This is a genomic window from Arthrobacter ginsengisoli (assembly GCF_031456935.1).
In the GTDB taxonomy this organism is placed as follows: Bacteria; Actinomycetota; Actinomycetes; order Actinomycetales; family Micrococcaceae; genus Arthrobacter; species Arthrobacter ginsengisoli.
The window spans coordinates 110,208-123,915 of the sequence record NZ_JAVDVQ010000007.1 but is presented as its reverse complement, the minus strand read 5'-3'; the positions used below and the strand labels follow the sequence as shown (position 1 = coordinate 123,915).

Annotated in this window: 15 protein-coding genes and 2 pseudogenes; 7 read left to right on the top strand and 10 right to left on the bottom strand. The window is 65.3% G+C overall.

All coding sequences use genetic code 11. The annotated features are described in order from the left end of the window. The first annotated feature begins 3 nt into the window (after positions 1-3). Positions 4-711 (top strand): molybdate ABC transporter substrate-binding protein, encoded by a 708-nt coding sequence (locus J2X01_RS10440; RefSeq protein WP_310056544.1) that lies wholly within the window; start codon positions 4-6, stop codon positions 709-711. On the opposite strand, the gene J2X01_RS10435 is transcribed toward J2X01_RS10440, so the two are convergent. The 4 genes from J2X01_RS10435 to J2X01_RS10420 are packed head-to-tail and all read right to left on the bottom strand — an operon-like array spanning position 708 to position 4,526. Continuing rightward, positions 708-1,754, bottom strand: a complete 1,047-nt coding sequence (locus J2X01_RS10435) for a glycine betaine ABC transporter substrate-binding protein (RefSeq protein ID WP_310056542.1) — start codon at positions 1,752-1,754, stop codon at positions 708-710. The two genes, J2X01_RS10440 and J2X01_RS10435, sit on opposite strands and share 4 nt — an antisense overlap. Next, a complete protein-coding gene (locus tag J2X01_RS10430) occupies positions 1,755-2,612 on the bottom strand; it encodes an ABC transporter permease (RefSeq protein WP_310056541.1) in 858 nt (285 codons plus the stop codon). Continuing rightward, positions 2,609-3,892, bottom strand: coding sequence for an ATP-binding cassette domain-containing protein (locus tag J2X01_RS10425; protein WP_310056539.1), 1,284 nt, complete (start codon positions 3,890-3,892; stop codon positions 2,609-2,611). Before J2X01_RS10425 ends, J2X01_RS10430 begins: the two co-directional genes overlap by 4 nt. Continuing rightward, positions 3,885-4,526, bottom strand: coding sequence for an ABC transporter permease (locus J2X01_RS10420; RefSeq protein ID WP_310056709.1), 642 nt, complete (start codon positions 4,524-4,526; stop codon positions 3,885-3,887). The genes J2X01_RS10425 and J2X01_RS10420 overlap by 8 nt, the downstream gene beginning before the upstream one ends. A gap of 362 nt (positions 4,527-4,888) precedes the next feature. Here J2X01_RS10420 and J2X01_RS10415 point away from each other — a divergent pair, with 362 nt between their 5' ends. Further along, the gene (locus J2X01_RS10415) at positions 4,889-5,509 is read left to right on the top strand and encodes an L-threonylcarbamoyladenylate synthase (RefSeq protein WP_310056537.1); all 621 of its coding nucleotides are present in this window, start codon (positions 4,889-4,891) and stop codon (positions 5,507-5,509) included. Positions 5,510-5,524: 15 nt separating this feature from the next. Here the strand turns inward: J2X01_RS10415 and J2X01_RS10410 are convergent, their stop codons facing one another. Further along, a complete protein-coding gene (locus J2X01_RS10410) occupies positions 5,525-5,806 on the bottom strand; it encodes a hypothetical protein (protein ID WP_310056535.1) in 282 nt (93 codons plus the stop codon). 41 nt (positions 5,807-5,847) lie between these two features. Beyond that, on the bottom strand, positions 5,848-6,060 hold the full coding sequence (locus tag J2X01_RS10405; RefSeq protein ID WP_310056534.1) for a dihydrofolate reductase family protein: 213 nt from the start codon (positions 6,058-6,060) through the stop codon (positions 5,848-5,850). A 440-nt stretch (positions 6,061-6,500) separates the two neighbouring features. Here J2X01_RS10405 and J2X01_RS10400 point away from each other — a divergent pair, with 440 nt between their 5' ends. Both J2X01_RS10400 and J2X01_RS10395 read left to right on the top strand, forming a co-directional pair. Continuing rightward, positions 6,501-7,046, top strand: a complete 546-nt coding sequence (locus J2X01_RS10400) for a dihydrofolate reductase family protein (RefSeq protein WP_310056532.1) — start codon at positions 6,501-6,503, stop codon at positions 7,044-7,046. A gap of 337 nt (positions 7,047-7,383) precedes the next feature. Further along, on the top strand, positions 7,384-8,745 hold the full coding sequence (locus J2X01_RS10395; RefSeq protein ID WP_310056531.1) for a lipocalin-like domain-containing protein: 1,362 nt from the start codon (positions 7,384-7,386) through the stop codon (positions 8,743-8,745). Between the two features lie 243 nt (positions 8,746-8,988). On the opposite strand, the gene J2X01_RS10390 is transcribed toward J2X01_RS10395, so the two are convergent. Next, positions 8,989-9,831: an AfsR/SARP family transcriptional regulator gene (locus tag J2X01_RS10390; RefSeq protein WP_310056707.1), complete on the bottom strand. Its 843-nt coding sequence runs from the start codon at positions 9,829-9,831 to the stop codon at positions 8,989-8,991. Between the two features lie 474 nt (positions 9,832-10,305). Then, positions 10,306-11,286 (bottom strand): S1C family serine protease, encoded by a 981-nt coding sequence (locus tag J2X01_RS10385; RefSeq protein WP_310056529.1) that lies wholly within the window; start codon positions 11,284-11,286, stop codon positions 10,306-10,308. A gap of 182 nt (positions 11,287-11,468) precedes the next feature. Here J2X01_RS10385 and J2X01_RS10380 point away from each other — a divergent pair, with 182 nt between their 5' ends. Together J2X01_RS10380 and J2X01_RS10375 are read left to right on the top strand one after the other, a co-directional pair. Beyond that, positions 11,469-11,972: an HtaA domain-containing protein gene (locus J2X01_RS10380; RefSeq protein ID WP_310056527.1), complete on the top strand. Its 504-nt coding sequence runs from the start codon at positions 11,469-11,471 to the stop codon at positions 11,970-11,972. A 181-nt stretch (positions 11,973-12,153) separates the two neighbouring features. After that, a pseudogene (locus tag J2X01_RS10375) lies at positions 12,154-12,513 on the top strand (ATP-binding protein); the annotation flags it as partial. Positions 12,514-12,537: 24 nt separating this feature from the next. Here J2X01_RS10375 and J2X01_RS10370 read toward each other — a convergent pair. Together J2X01_RS10370 and J2X01_RS10365 are read right to left on the bottom strand one after the other, a co-directional pair. Beyond that, positions 12,538-12,636 (bottom strand): annotated as a pseudogene (locus tag J2X01_RS10370) (response regulator transcription factor); the annotation flags it as partial. A 157-nt stretch (positions 12,637-12,793) separates the two neighbouring features. Beyond that, positions 12,794-13,063, bottom strand: coding sequence for a hypothetical protein (locus tag J2X01_RS10365; protein WP_310056525.1), 270 nt, complete (start codon positions 13,061-13,063; stop codon positions 12,794-12,796). Between the two features lie 307 nt (positions 13,064-13,370). Here J2X01_RS10365 and J2X01_RS10360 point away from each other — a divergent pair, with 307 nt between their 5' ends. Next, positions 13,371-13,673, top strand: a complete 303-nt coding sequence (locus tag J2X01_RS10360) for a DUF4193 domain-containing protein (protein ID WP_310056523.1) — start codon at positions 13,371-13,373, stop codon at positions 13,671-13,673. Positions 13,674-13,708 lie beyond the last annotated feature (35 nt).

Below are 13,708 nucleotides of genomic sequence, written 5' to 3'. Positions count from 1 at the left end.
ACCATGACCGACCGCCCCGCCCTGTCCGTGTTCTGCGCCGTCGCCCTTCGGGGCGCCGTCCAGGAGACCCTCCTGCCAGAGTTCACGCGTGCCACCGGGATCGCCGTGGACGCGCATTACGCCACGACCAGCGCCCTGGTCCAGGAGGTCGATGAGGGGGCACGGCCCGACGTCGTCATCGGCATCACAGCCGCGCTGGAGAAGCTGGCCGCCGCGGGCGTCCTCGACGCCGCATCGCTCGCGACCGTCGCTAAGGCAGGCATCGGCATTGCGGTTGCACCCGGAGTTCCGGTCCCGGACCTTTCCACGGTCGAGGACCTCATCAGGGCTCTCACAGCAGCCCGCTCAGTGGCCTACTCCCGGACCGGACCAAGCGGCGTTTACCTTGCGGCACTGTTGCCCAAGCTGGGTATTGCCGACCAGGTCAATGAACGGGCCACGGTCGTCGACACCGGTTTCACCGCGCTGGCACTGGTGGACGGGCGGGCGGACCTTGCGGTCCAGCAGCTGAGCGAACTCAAGTACGTGCCGGAGGCGACGATCGCCGGGCCTTTCCCGGCCGCTGTCCAGCACTACACGGAATTCTCCGCCGCGATCGCCGTCTCCGCCCGGGACAGGTCCGGCGCCGCGGCGCTGCTGGCGCACCTGACCGCCTCCCCGGCCCAGTCGGCCTACACCGCGGCAGGGCTGGAGACGGCCGAGGTGGCCTAGGGTGCTCCGGTGAGGAACCCCTGCTCCTTCATCCACTCGAAGGCGACATCGGCCGGCTCCTGGCCATCGACGTCGACCTTCAGGTTGAGGCCCCGCATGGTGGTGTCGTCCAGCAGCGGCGAAATCTGCGCAAAGATCCCTTCAAGCTCCGGGTGCGCGGCCAGGGTCTTGGAATAGAACACCGGCGCCACGTTATAGGCAGGGAAGAACTTCTTGTCATCGGTGAGCACTGTCAGGCCCAGCGCATCAATCCGGCCGTCCGTGGCGAACACCTCGCCGAGGGTGCACACACCGTTGTCCGTGGCACTGTAGACCGCGCCGACGTCATACAGGCCGATGTTGCCCTCCGGCACTCCGGTAGCGGAGCCCCGGTCCAGGCCGTAGTGCTTGAGCATTGGTCCGAAGCCGTCGGGCCGGGAGTTGAACTCCGGCTCAACGCAAAACGTCCGCTGGTCAACCGGCAGCTTGGCGATGTCCGACAACGTGCTCAACCCGTATTTGGCCGCGGTTTCATTCGTCACGGCGAGCGCATAGGTGTTGTTCAACGGAGCCTTGGCGCCCCAGCTCAGGCCGTTGGCCAGGTCCTCGTCATGCACCGCCTGCCATTGGGCGTCCTGCTCCGGGATGCCTGACGGGTGCCCCATGAACGACAGCCACGCGGTGCCCGTGTACTCCCAGATGATGTCCGCCTTCCCGGCAAGCATGAGCGAGCGGGTGGGCTGGCTGCCGGGGACATTCGTCATGTCCGAGACCTCGAAACCGGCGGCCTTGGCAGCGAGCACCGCCATTTTGCCCAGGATGAGTCCCTCGGTGTTGTTCCGTCCGGTGACCGTCAGCTGAGACCCGGATGCACCCTCAACTGGCCTGATGGTGCCCGGGCCCGCCTCGGGAACGTACGACGCGGCCGGCGCCAGCCCGCAGCCGGACAGGAGTGAAAGCGCCGCCACGGCGATGGCCAGTGCACCTGAACGGCGCAGCCGGGCGGGGTTCCGCCCGTTCGTCCGCCCGGCTCCGGCCGGCTCGTTCGATTCAAAAGCATGCATCTAGAGTCCCTTCGGATGGGCCAGGTGTTCAACGACCCGTCCAACCCAGTCGATAAACAGTGCCAGTAGGGCAACAAGCAAGGATCCGACCACGAGGACCGCGGGCAGATTGAGCTGGACGCCCGTGGTGATCAGAATCCCCAGCCCGCCCCCGTTGATGAACGTCGCCAGGGCGGCGGTCCCCACCAGCAGCACCAACGCCGTACGGATCCCGGCGAGCATGATCGGGACAGCCATCGGAAGTTCCACCTTGAACAGGACCGCGGCTGCAGTCATGCCCATGCCGCGGCCTGCTTCCACAAGCCGCTGGTCCACGTGCTGGAGCCCCACCATGGTGTTCCGCAGTACCGGCAGGACTCCATAGAGGACAAGTGAAATGACGGCGGCCCAGAACCCGAATCCGAGCCAGAAGGCCAAGAGAACGACAAGCCCGATAGAGGGTGCGGCCTGGCCGATATTGGCGACCACCAGCACCGGACCGCTCAGGAAGCGCAGGTTCTTGCGGGTCAAGGCAATTCCCAGGGGAATGGCCACGACCAGCACGATCGCGGCCGCCAACAGCGCCAGCTGAAGATGCTCAAGGGTGTAGGCCCACAGGGCTCCGGGAGCCAGCGTGGTCAGTTCCGCGGGCGACAGGTCCGCAAAGCTCAACCACGCAACCAGACCGAGGAGGACGGCGATGATGCCCAGGAGTTGATAGCCCAGGGCCCGCCAGGAGCGCTGGCCGGTCCCGGCGTCGATGACAGCGTCGGCCCCGACGGTGGATTCGGCGTCGAGCGCCTCAGTATCCAGCGGCGTCGTCTCCGGCACGGCGGCGTTCTCGCCCGCGGTCGCGGTGCGCTCCCCGGCACGCCTCATTGTCCGGTCCGTCCTTCGCCGGCGGCCAGTGGCTCGGCAGGTTCCGCCGCCGCGGGGATGGCGCCGGTGTTTGTACCCACCGGGGCATCCATCGAGTCCATCGCGGCGGCCTCGTGCGCCTTGGTGATGGCCGCCATGACGGTCTGGACGTCGATGACGCCCTCGAAGGCGTCGCGGCGGCCGGTTACGAGGGCCGCACCGGCACTGGAAACCAGCATGGTGTCCAGCGCATCGTTGAGCGTCGCCCGGCTGCCCACGACGGGCAGCTTCGGATCGAGGACGGGGCTGATCGTCTGCAGGCGGCTGAGCTGGCGGCGCGACAGCCACTGAAGGGGCCGTTGGCGGGCATCCACGATGACGGCGTGTCCGTGGCCTGCCGTCTTGACGCGTTCCAGGACGTCGGCTGCGGCCTCACCGGGCCGGCCCGTGACCGCGGCGGCGAGCGGCGCGTCGCCGACCCGGGTCAGCGTCAGCTGTTTGAGCCCCGCGCCCGAGCCGATGAAATTCTCGACAAATTCGTTGGCCGGGTCCCCGAGGATCCGTTCCGGTGTGTCGTACTGGACCAGCCGGGCGCCCTCGTCAAAGATTGCGATCCAGTCACCGAGCTTCACCGCCTCGTCGAAGTCATGCGTCACGCAGACAATCGTTTTCTGCAGGTCGGCCTGGATCTGCAGCAATTCGTCCTGCAGCCGCTGCCGGGTGATCGGATCCACCGCGCCGAACGGTTCGTCCATCAGGAGCACGGGCGGGTCGGCGGCGAGCGCGCGGGCCACTCCGACGCGTTGCTGCTGACCGCCTGACAGCTCTTTCGGGAAACGATTCCGGTAGACGCCCGGGTCCAGCGAAACGAGCTCCAGGAGCTCGTCGACGCGGGCGGCGATGCGTTCCTTGTCCCACCCCAGCATCTTGGGCACAATGGCGATGTTTGCCGCCACCGTCATATGGGGGAAAAGGCCGCCCGCCTGGATGACGTATCCGATTTTCCGCCGGAGCTGGTCACCGTCCTTTTTCGTGACGTCCTCACCGTTGAGCACGATCCGACCTTCGGTGGGCTCGATGAGCCGGTTGATCATTTTCAGCGTTGTGGTTTTTCCGCAGCCGGACGGGCCAACGAACATCACCATTTTCCCCGCCGGAATTTCCAGCGTCAGGCCGTCCACGGCAGGCTTGGCCTGGCCGGGGTAGCGCTTGGTGACCTTGTCCAGCAGGATGCTGGCCCCGGTGATTCCTTCAGCGTGCCGTAGCTGTTCGGGAGTGGATGTTGGGGCAGATTCAGACACGGATACCTCGCGGAGTTGTCAGCCGGCCGAGACCGACGAGAAGGAGATCAAGGATGACGGCCAGAATGACGACGCCGACGACGCCCGTCACAACCGACTCGAAGGAATTGGCGCCACCCAGACGGGAGAGACCGGAGAAGATGAAGCCGCCCAGGCCGGGACCGAGAGCGTAGGCGGTGATGGCTGCCACTCCCATCACCATCTGGGCGGACACCCGCACACCGGTGAGGATGACTGGCCATGCCATCGGCAGTTCCACGCGCAGCAGCGTGCGGAACCGGCTCATGCCAATTCCACGGGCGGCCTCGACGACGGCCGGGCTGATCCCCGACAGGCCGACGACGGCATTGCGGAGGATGGGAAGGGTGGCATAAAACGCCACTACAATTACCGCCGGGACGACACCGAATCCGAACGGCGCGACCAGAAGCCCGATCAGGGCGAAGGAAGGGATGGTCAGTCCGACCGCGGAGACTGAGTTTGCAACAGAAACCATCTTCTTATTCCGGTAAACCAGAACGGAGATGGCCACGGCCAGGACGGTAGCCAGGATCAAGCACTGCGCCACGAGACTGAAATGCTGCCAGCCGGCGAACAGGATCTGGTTGAGCCGGCCGGAAATGAAATCCACCACAAATAAGCTCTCTTTCATTGATTGCGTGTCAATTCCGGGTGGGCGGCAAGAGACACGCATTGTGCGCCGGCTGTCCATGGCGGGATTCCTCGTGGTGCGCTCAAACGCGTCGCCCAAGAATCCACTTTTTCGTCGGCATTGGGGCCGGCCATCATGACGGATAACGGTTTCAAATATCGTGGAGTCCGCTGCTGCCAAGGCTGCCTCGGAGGAATATCAGCGGAGCCCGTCGCCGGGCTGCCGCGGACGAGGGCCAGATCCATTTTACCTCCTCAGGGCGCCGAGCAACCACAAAGCATGCCGGATTGGCGCCGTCAGGGCCGTTTGGGCGCCCGGACCGCCGTCGGGCGTAAGCTCGTGCCATGGCGAGATACTTCGATGTTCACCCCGAAAACCCGCAGGCGCGCTCCATCAGCCAGGCCGTGGAAATCGTCCGTTCCGGCGGGCTGATCGCCTACCCCACGGACTCCTGCTACGCACTCGGGGCGCAACTCGGGAACAAGGAGGCACTGGACCGGATCAGGACCATCCGGCATCTCGATTCCAAGCACCACTTCACCCTGGTCTGCAAGGACTTTGCCCAGTTGGGGCAGTTTGTGCAGATCGACAACGATGTGTTCCGCAGCATCAAGGCCGTCACCCCCGGGAGCTACACGTTCATCCTGCCGGCGACCAAGGATGTGCCGAAGCGGCTGCTGCATCCGAAGAAAAAGACCGTGGGCGTGCGCATCCCGGACAGCGTGGTGGTCCAGGCATTGCTGGCCGAACTGGGCGAGCCGCTGCTCTCCAGCACGCTGCTGCTGCCGGACGAGGAGGAACCGCTGACCCAGGGCTGGGAAATCAAGGAACGGCTCGAGCACGTCGTCGACGCCGTGATTGACTCCGGCGACTGCGGCGCGGAGCCGACCACCGTGATCGACTACTCCAGCGGAGTCGCGGAAGTCGTCCGGCGAGGCATGGGCGACCCGTCCCGGTTCGAATAAGGCCGCACGGCGCCCCTACGCGGTCCCGGTTGAGCGGCCGACGCCGGACGCCCGGTTCCGCAGCCAGCGGCGCGACAGGTCCACCACTGCCAGCAGTCCCGCGAGTGGAGTGAGTACGGCTGCCGCGTAGACGAACAGCAACCAGCTGAGTGTGGTCAGCAGCGACTGGTGGTTGCTCAGCAGGGACAGTCCGCCGAAGATCCCGAGGCCCCAGAACAGGACGACTCCGGCCAGCACCGCGGCAGCGGGAAAGTACTCGTTGGCGACAGTGCTTTTCACAAAATTCAAGGTTTTCATGGACCCTCCTCATGCCAGGCGGTGGGGGAAGTCCGCCGGGGTCATTCCAAGTATGGGGCCCGCCGCGCCCGGATTTTCGACGAAAACCCGCCGCGTGATGAAGCTAACTTTGCGCCGTCCGCGATATCGATGGCGCCGTCGCTTGAGTAGTGGAGGAATACCACGCCGTTGCCGAACGTCCGCGTCCCCTCGCCCCTGAGGTCCATCCGGACACCAGGGGCCTCGAACAGCGGTCGGCCCTGCCCCAGAACCACGGGATGGACGAGAATTCGAAATTCGTCGATCGGCCGTGCCGCATGAAAGTGGCGGCCAAATTGGCGCCGCTAAGGGCGAAGTCGCCCCCGGGCTGCGCCCTCAGTTCCGCGATTTGTTCAGGCACGACGTCGTGAATCACCGTCCAGCTGTCTCGAAGAATCCGTCCAAAGACACCGACATCATGAGGATGATCTTGCGCATTCGGGTACCTTCGGCTGCGGCGAAAGGCGGCGTGGCCGCCGTCGTACCTTCCAGTGAAGCACTCCCGGGTCCCGGTGGAACAAGAGCTACCCCTCCCCCGGCCCAGGACTATGCCGTCAGGGTGTCCGGCCACTCCATTGAGGGCGCGGGGATCAGCGGAGGCGACGAGCTGGACCACCCATTCACTCTCGACTGTTGAGGGGCGCGTTGACGGCGCCAGCGGTCTACAGTTGGCGCCATGCGAAAACTCATAGTCCAGCAGTGGGTTACCGTCGACAACATCGCCGCGGAGGAGGACGGCGGGCTCAGCTTCGTGTCAGCGGAGCCCTTTTCCGAGACCACCAACAATGCGTTCAAGGCACGCGTGATGGGGTTCATCGACTCGGTCGACACGATGATTCTCGGCGCGAATACCTATGCCCAGTCCAAGGGCTACTGGCCGTACGCTGACGACCAGGGCGAGTACGGCGAGAAGCTCAACAACCTCACCAAATTCGTCGCATCGTCGAAGCTGGATGACGCCCCCTGGGGCGACTTTCCCGCCGCGACCGTGACGCGCGACCCGGCCGCCACCATCCGGGAGCTCAAGGGGCAGAGCGGCAAGGATCTCTGGCTGTGGGGGAGCTTGAAACTCATGCACTCCCTGCAGGCTGGATGGGGGATCCGAGCATACTTCGAGCTGACGGTTTCCCGGGAGGTTGCCATGTGGAAACGTGGCGTAGCCGAGGTCGACGTGAATCGCGAAGCACCGGCCCGCGCGCCGCCGCAGGTGGCACTGGATTGATGGTGGTCGGGGCGAACCCTTACGTGCCGGTTCCGAACGTGGCCGTACCGGTCCCGGCCGCAGCAGGCAGGATTGAGACTTGGATTCGTAAGTGCTCATCCGGACGTTGACCACAATCGCAAGCAGGTGCGGAATGGTGAACGGCGGCCACCCTTCAGTGGCCGCACCAAGTTTCGCGGGAAATGCTCGAACCGGATGGCCTGAGCCGCGTTCTCTCGTATGGAGAGCTTGAAGTGCGGCGTTCGGACCGGCCAGCCAGTGCCGCGGACCCGCGACGGATCCGCGGTTAGTCGACCGCGGACAACGAAGGCAAGGGGGGCCACTAGGAGGTTTAGTCATGTATGAGAGTAAAGAGCAGAAACATCGCCCGGTGACCGAGGGCGATGATGCAGGTGCGGATGTCGTCCGCGCGTCAGGACCAGGAATCGACCGTCGTATGGTCTTGGGATCGGGTCTGGCTATGGCCGCCACGGCGGGTCTGTTGGCGGGTGTCGCTCCTCGGGCAAGCGCGGCCGCTCCCAGCCAGTCCGGCGCGCTCCAGGAAACCTCCGGCCATGCCCTGTACCTCTTGCCGCAGGACCACAAATGGCACACCGGCGGAATCTTCGACAGCGGCCTGGTCCAGGAGTGGCACTACTGGACCGGCTTCTTCACCGATGACGGCACCGGAGAAGAGTTCGGCATTTTCTACAACATCACGAACAACCCGAGTGCTCCCGGGGGGCCCTCGGTGTGGGAGCAAGGCGTCAGCTTCTCGTTCGGGGACTTCGCCAGGCAGGAGTTGGTCTGGTCGCACCAGCTGACTGCTGTTGGCTCATTGCAGGCGACACGGCCGCCGGACTCGACCTCGCCGGACGACTTCCAGTACAACGCCAAGGGCGAGAACGTGGAATTCACCACGGTGTACCGTGCCGAGCCGGACACGTGGCGCTTCCAATTCACGGGTGTTGCCGCAAACAACAACAACTCACCCCTCGCCATGGACATCGAGAACACGGCCCAGTCACCGTACGGCTACATGCCGGTCGGGCTTGGCGGCTTTGAGAATCAGAACATCCCCTGGAACGGGCAGAACCTGGATCCCGCCAACCTGTACGCACTGTCCTACTATTACACCGGCCCGATTTCGAAGAGCACGGGCACCGTCACCATAGGCGATAAGACCCGCCATCTCACAGGCACGATCTGGTTTGAGCACCAATGGGGGAACTACAACTCCGGGCAGGAGCCGTGGACGACTGCGTATACCTGGGGGGCGCTGACGTTCAACGATGGCAACGTCTTCACCTGGCGCCAATGGTACGGCGAGCCAGACGGATCGGCTCCCCTCCAGCCGATTCTGGAGATCGGCCGCAACTCGTTTGGGACGCCCAATGGCACACCGGACGGCAGCCTTACCTTCCATATGGGGAACAACGCGGAGTGGAAAGCGTTGAAGACCTGGAAATCACCGGTGAGCGGGCGCAACATCGCCACTCAGGTGCAACTGACGAGCACCTTCGGGACCTGGTACCTCACGAACGTCTTCGACAACTACGAGATGCCCTGGGGCTACCCGCCCTACGGGAACAATCCATACAGCTTTGTCGAAGCCGCGATGTGGATCCGCACCGGCTCGGTCGACGGGCCGATTGTCGGCCACGCCTTCGCGGAGCAGGGCAACCAGATAACCCTGTACCAGGCGGCAGTTCCCGGGTAGCGACTGCGGCCGCACCGTTCGTCGCGGCGTCCTTGCCGGGCCGGATTTCACGGCGTCGACCAGCGCTTGGTAGTCGCGTTCGTTCTGATCGGCGTAGGCGGTGGCGGTCTACAGTATCGGCTCTTATCCTTCGGTGTGCGACATGCTTTCCCCCGCTACACGACTGGGCCGAGCCGCCCGTTGTGCGCCGCGTGACTGAGCACGGGCAGCCACGCGCGGAGCGGGTTGCTGCCCTTCCCGGCGTCAGACGGCGGCCAGGGCCTGCTGCAGGAAGGAATCGAGGACGCGGCCGGCGTTCTCCTGCATGCGTCGTGCCTCCTCCGCGGCAAGCTGCGTGCGCTTGGGGCCATGCAGCCGCTCGCCCAAGTAGAGCAGCGCCGCCAGGACTTCGGAGAGTTCGGTGTTTCCCTCGGCGCGCTGCCGCAGGAGCCTCAGGTGGGCGGCCTGCAGGGCCGGCCCCGGCGCGCAGCCCAGGTCGCGGTCGAACAGGCGGCGGCAGCGCTCATACGCGGACAGCCCCTGGACCGGAAGGCTGGCCTGCTCGTATCCGGTGACAAGAATGGTCCACGCACGTTCGTTCAGCGGCTCGGACTGGAGGGCAGTCTGTGCCAGCGAGATGGTTAGCTCGGGATTGTCGAGAAGGGCCGCAGTCTCGGCCGCCAGAATCTGGGCGGCGACCTTCTCGGCAGCATGCCGGGCCCGCGCTTCTTCAGCCCAGTCGGCCACGAGTTCAAAGCCCAGCAGCGGCTCAGCCGACAGTTCCAGGGCTTGCATGGCGAGCATGTGGGCCTCAGCCGGCGGGGCCTGCCGGGCTGCGCGGACCAGCTGGTGGAACACCGAGAGATCCAGCTCTACGAGTTGCGGGTCCAGGACGTAGCCGCCGTTCGCGGTGCGAAGCGGACCCTTCTTTGTGTTGCCGGGCTGGATCGCCCTGCGAATGCCGCTGACGTAGCTCTCCAGTGTGGCGATCGCGCCATCGCTGGCATGGGATCCCCACAACATCTCCACGAGGCGCGTCTTGGACACGGGGGTCCCCAGATTCAACAGGAGTATTTCCAGAATGTGGCGGGGCTTGCGGCCGCCCATGTCCGCCGCCGTGAGCACTGCGCCATTTCGCCGGATCTCAAATGTTCCGAATAGTCGGACCGATATTCCCGATGTGAGCCCGCCAAATTTGTCCATGTTGATCTCCGATTTCCCCATTAATGCTTAATTGCTCTTTCGGAGAGCCGGAAAGAATTACAGGAACGTGCCGAGACCCACTTCCATCCGACTTTCTATGGAAACCGTGACACGCAAAACAGGGGGCAACAAGGAATGAAGCTACCCGATCCTTTACCGTGCGGAAAGTCGGGTACACCCGCGAGCGCTACCAAGTAACCTCCGGAAGCAATGTGCGTACTCGCCCCAATGGGCAAGTATCACCACTCCCGGGCGGCGGCGCCGCGTCGAGTAATGGATTTTTCTACCGGCTGGAATTACCGATCGGCCCCCATGTGAATGAAGGCTTTGGCTATTCCCGCCTCCCCGCCGCACGCTTTGGGCGGAGCCGCGAGGCCGTCACTTTTCGTTCATCTCCTCGGGGACGGCGAGTACGCGGATTTCCGCCCCGTCCCGGAGCACCGCCAATTCCAGAGGCACGCCAATGGCCTCGGCAAACAGCAGCTTTTGGAGACTCTCGGCGTTGGACACGGTTTTTTCGCCCACGCTGAGGAGCACGTCGCCAGCCCGAAGTCCGGCCCGCTGGGCGGGCGAGTCGGCCAGGACCTCGACTACGAGGAGCCCTTCGCGGTGGCCGGTCCTGACCACAGCGCTTGGCTGCAGCTGGACGGGCGTGTTGACGAGCCCCAGATAGGCCCGCCGGACGCGGCCGTCTTTCAGCAGCGCGGCGATGATCCGCCGGGACGTGGCGTTGACCGGAACCGCCAGGCCGAGCCCTGCCCCGGCCACTGCCGTGTTGATGCCAACGATCCTGCCCCGTGCGTCCGCAAGGGCACCGCCGGAGCTTCCCGGGTTCAGCGCCGCGTCCGTCTGGATGACGTCCTCGATAATACGGCGGTTTCGTCCGGACCAGACCGGAATGGAACGGCCCAGGCCGCTGACCACGCCGGCGGTCACGGATCCTGCGAGTCCAAGGGGGTTCCCGACCGCAATCACCAGCTGCCCGACCCTGAGCGACTCCGCATCGCCGAGCTCCGCCGGCTTCGCCGTCGGGGCCCTGCCGCGCACGACCGCAAGATCCGAGAGCGGGTCCGAGCCGATTACTTCCACTGCGGTCCGGGTCCCGTCGGAATACACCGCGCTGCCGCTCCGGGCTCCGCCCACCACGTGCGCGTTGGTGAGCAGATAACCGTCCGACGTGAACAGGACGGCGGAACCGGCGCCCGTGCGGAATCGGCCGCTGCGGCCGGTGCCGTTCACTTCCAGCGCCGCCACATGGGGCGTCACGGCAGCGGCGACACGAATCACCGTTGCCGAATACGAATCGAGGGGGTCCTCGGACGCCTCGGGGTCAGGGACCCGGCTGATTGCAGTGGCCACAGCGCACCTCCTGAACTGGTACTCATCTAAGTCAACCACCGGCCCCGCAGGCGTAGTCCGCGCCTCCCTACGCCCTCAGAGAACTACGCAGGATGTCACGCCACCACGGCGGCAGTTCAACCCGCAGGCCATCGGCCGCTAGGCTCAGAGGAGACCAGCCTTACAGCCACAGGAGAACCTACGTGAACCCAGCGTCCGCTTCACCCGATCCGCTGCCTCCGCTGGGCCTGAGCTGGGGCATCAAGCGCAGCTTCATCGACTACATCACGGGCCTGCCGGACGGATCCGTTTCAGCGGCCGGCGGTGCGACCGTTGCCGAACATTCCCTGTTCTGCTTCAGCCCCGAGTCGTCCGACTACGACCTCGCACGCGGCACCGGCGTGCTGCGCTTCCGCGGGGACGTCCGGCTCGCCGGCCACCACGGCATGCTGCTGGTCCGGCTGCTGGACCCGTGGATCACCTTCACGAGCGGCAGCGGCGTGCTCTCAATCAGCACCGGCGACGGCGGCGGCCAGGACCGCACCGCCGTCGCGTTCCTCAGCCCTTCGCAGCCCCGCGCCACCGACGGGTCCCTGGTCTGGGACCACGTCGACGTCGTCATTTCCCCGGAAGGATCCGAACTATTCGACGGCCAGTACGCCGCCGGGCAGCCGATGGATCCGCTCTTTATCCGCGTCGCCGTCTAATCCCCCGCCTGGCCTGGCCGACGGCCCGCTTCATCACGCACAAATGACCGGCCGCACACTGGTTGAGGAGAGCGTGCGGCCGGTAGCCTGTGTCGGCCCGGGATCTCGGCCGGGGTTTTGAACCGTCCGGCGGATTCCGGGACTTCGTCCTGCCTAGCTGTGCCTCAAAGCACCTGAGAGGATGCTGAGAACGTCCCGCACCCACCCGGGCAGCGGAAAAGGGTCCTGCCGGCCGTTGTTCGGCGGGGGCGGGTGTCGCATTCTTGGAACATGGACCCGTCCACGTCCACGGCCAGGCGGTCCCGCCGCCGGAGCAGCTGGGGCTTGCGTCGCCGCGGAGCTCACACCGGTCCGTATCCGCGGTGATGCCCGGCGCATCGGCCAGGTGCTTCGCAATGTCCTGGACAATGCCGAGCGGCATGCCCTGTCCCGGATTCGGATCGCCCTGCGCAGTACGCCGGCCGGCGCTGTGATCACAGTCGACAACGACGGCGAGCCAGTTCCCGCGGCGGACCGGGTCCGGATCTTTGAGCGCTTCGTCCGGCTCGACGGGAGCCGGTCTGACGCCGTCGTGCACGACGTCGACAACGAAGCCTTCGTTCACGAGCCCGCGGCGGACGGTGTCGGCGAGGTGCCGTTCATCCTCCACCATCAGAATCCTCATCGCAGGACTCCTCTCCTCGGACACAGTATCGCGCCTGCGGTGCCTGTCGGGGGTGCCTGCGGAGCCCAGGGCGAGGAACGCCGGTACTGGCGCTTAACGCCGGAAACCCCCTCAGTGGAGGGGGTTTCCGGCGTCGGCCGATGCGGCCGGCGGATTCCTATCGGTCCTCAAGCGCCTGCTGCACCTGGGAAGCGGATCCGAAAAGCCAGCCGGAGACATCGCTGCGCAACACGAAGTGCGGTCCACCGGTGGCACTGACGCTGCCGGTGGGAACGTAGTAACCACGTCCGGCGCCTGGACCCCCCGCGGCGCGGTCCAGGGCATCGGTGAGCTGTCTGGGCAGATGCCCGGCCGGGCCGAGGGCCCTGAGGTCATCCAATTCCTCGGTGTTGAGCCTTCCGAGTACTACAGCGATATCGGCCATCATGGATCCCTTCTGGCGGACGGTGCCTGAAGAACAAGCCTAGGACCGCGTCATGAACGGCACGTGAAATCCGGACGACGATAATCGAACAGATACCCGGCCGGGACCGTGCCGGGGAACGCCACACCCGAAGTGCCGGTGGTCCACGAACAGGCTTCAGAGGCGGCCGCCATCCAGCAGTCATCCTTGGCCCCCTTCGGTGTTGTGAGTGTCACTGCCTCCCACAGCCATACACCCAGCAAATTAACGGTTGGATGCTGTACCGTTCAATTCCGGGAAACCCAGACCAACGGAATCGAGAATTTACCAGGTGGCAACCGACTATGACGAAGTCCGATCCGACGTTGCGGAATCACGCAACGCCTCGCTTGAGGCCTTGCGCTCCGCGAACGCACCGGACGCCCGCAGCGTAACCCGTGAGCTCGACGAGGCGGACACCTCCGAAGGCGTCGAGCTGCCGGGCGCCGATCTCTCCGGCGAGGAACTGACGGTCACCGTCATTCCGCAGAAGGAAGACGAGTTCACTTGCTACTCGTGCTTCCTGGTCCGGCACCGCTCGCAGCTCGCCCGCGAGAAGGCAGGCCATTCGTACTGCGCCGACTGCTTGAGTTAACAGCGGCCCTGCCTTACAGTCCGGCCGTCGACAGC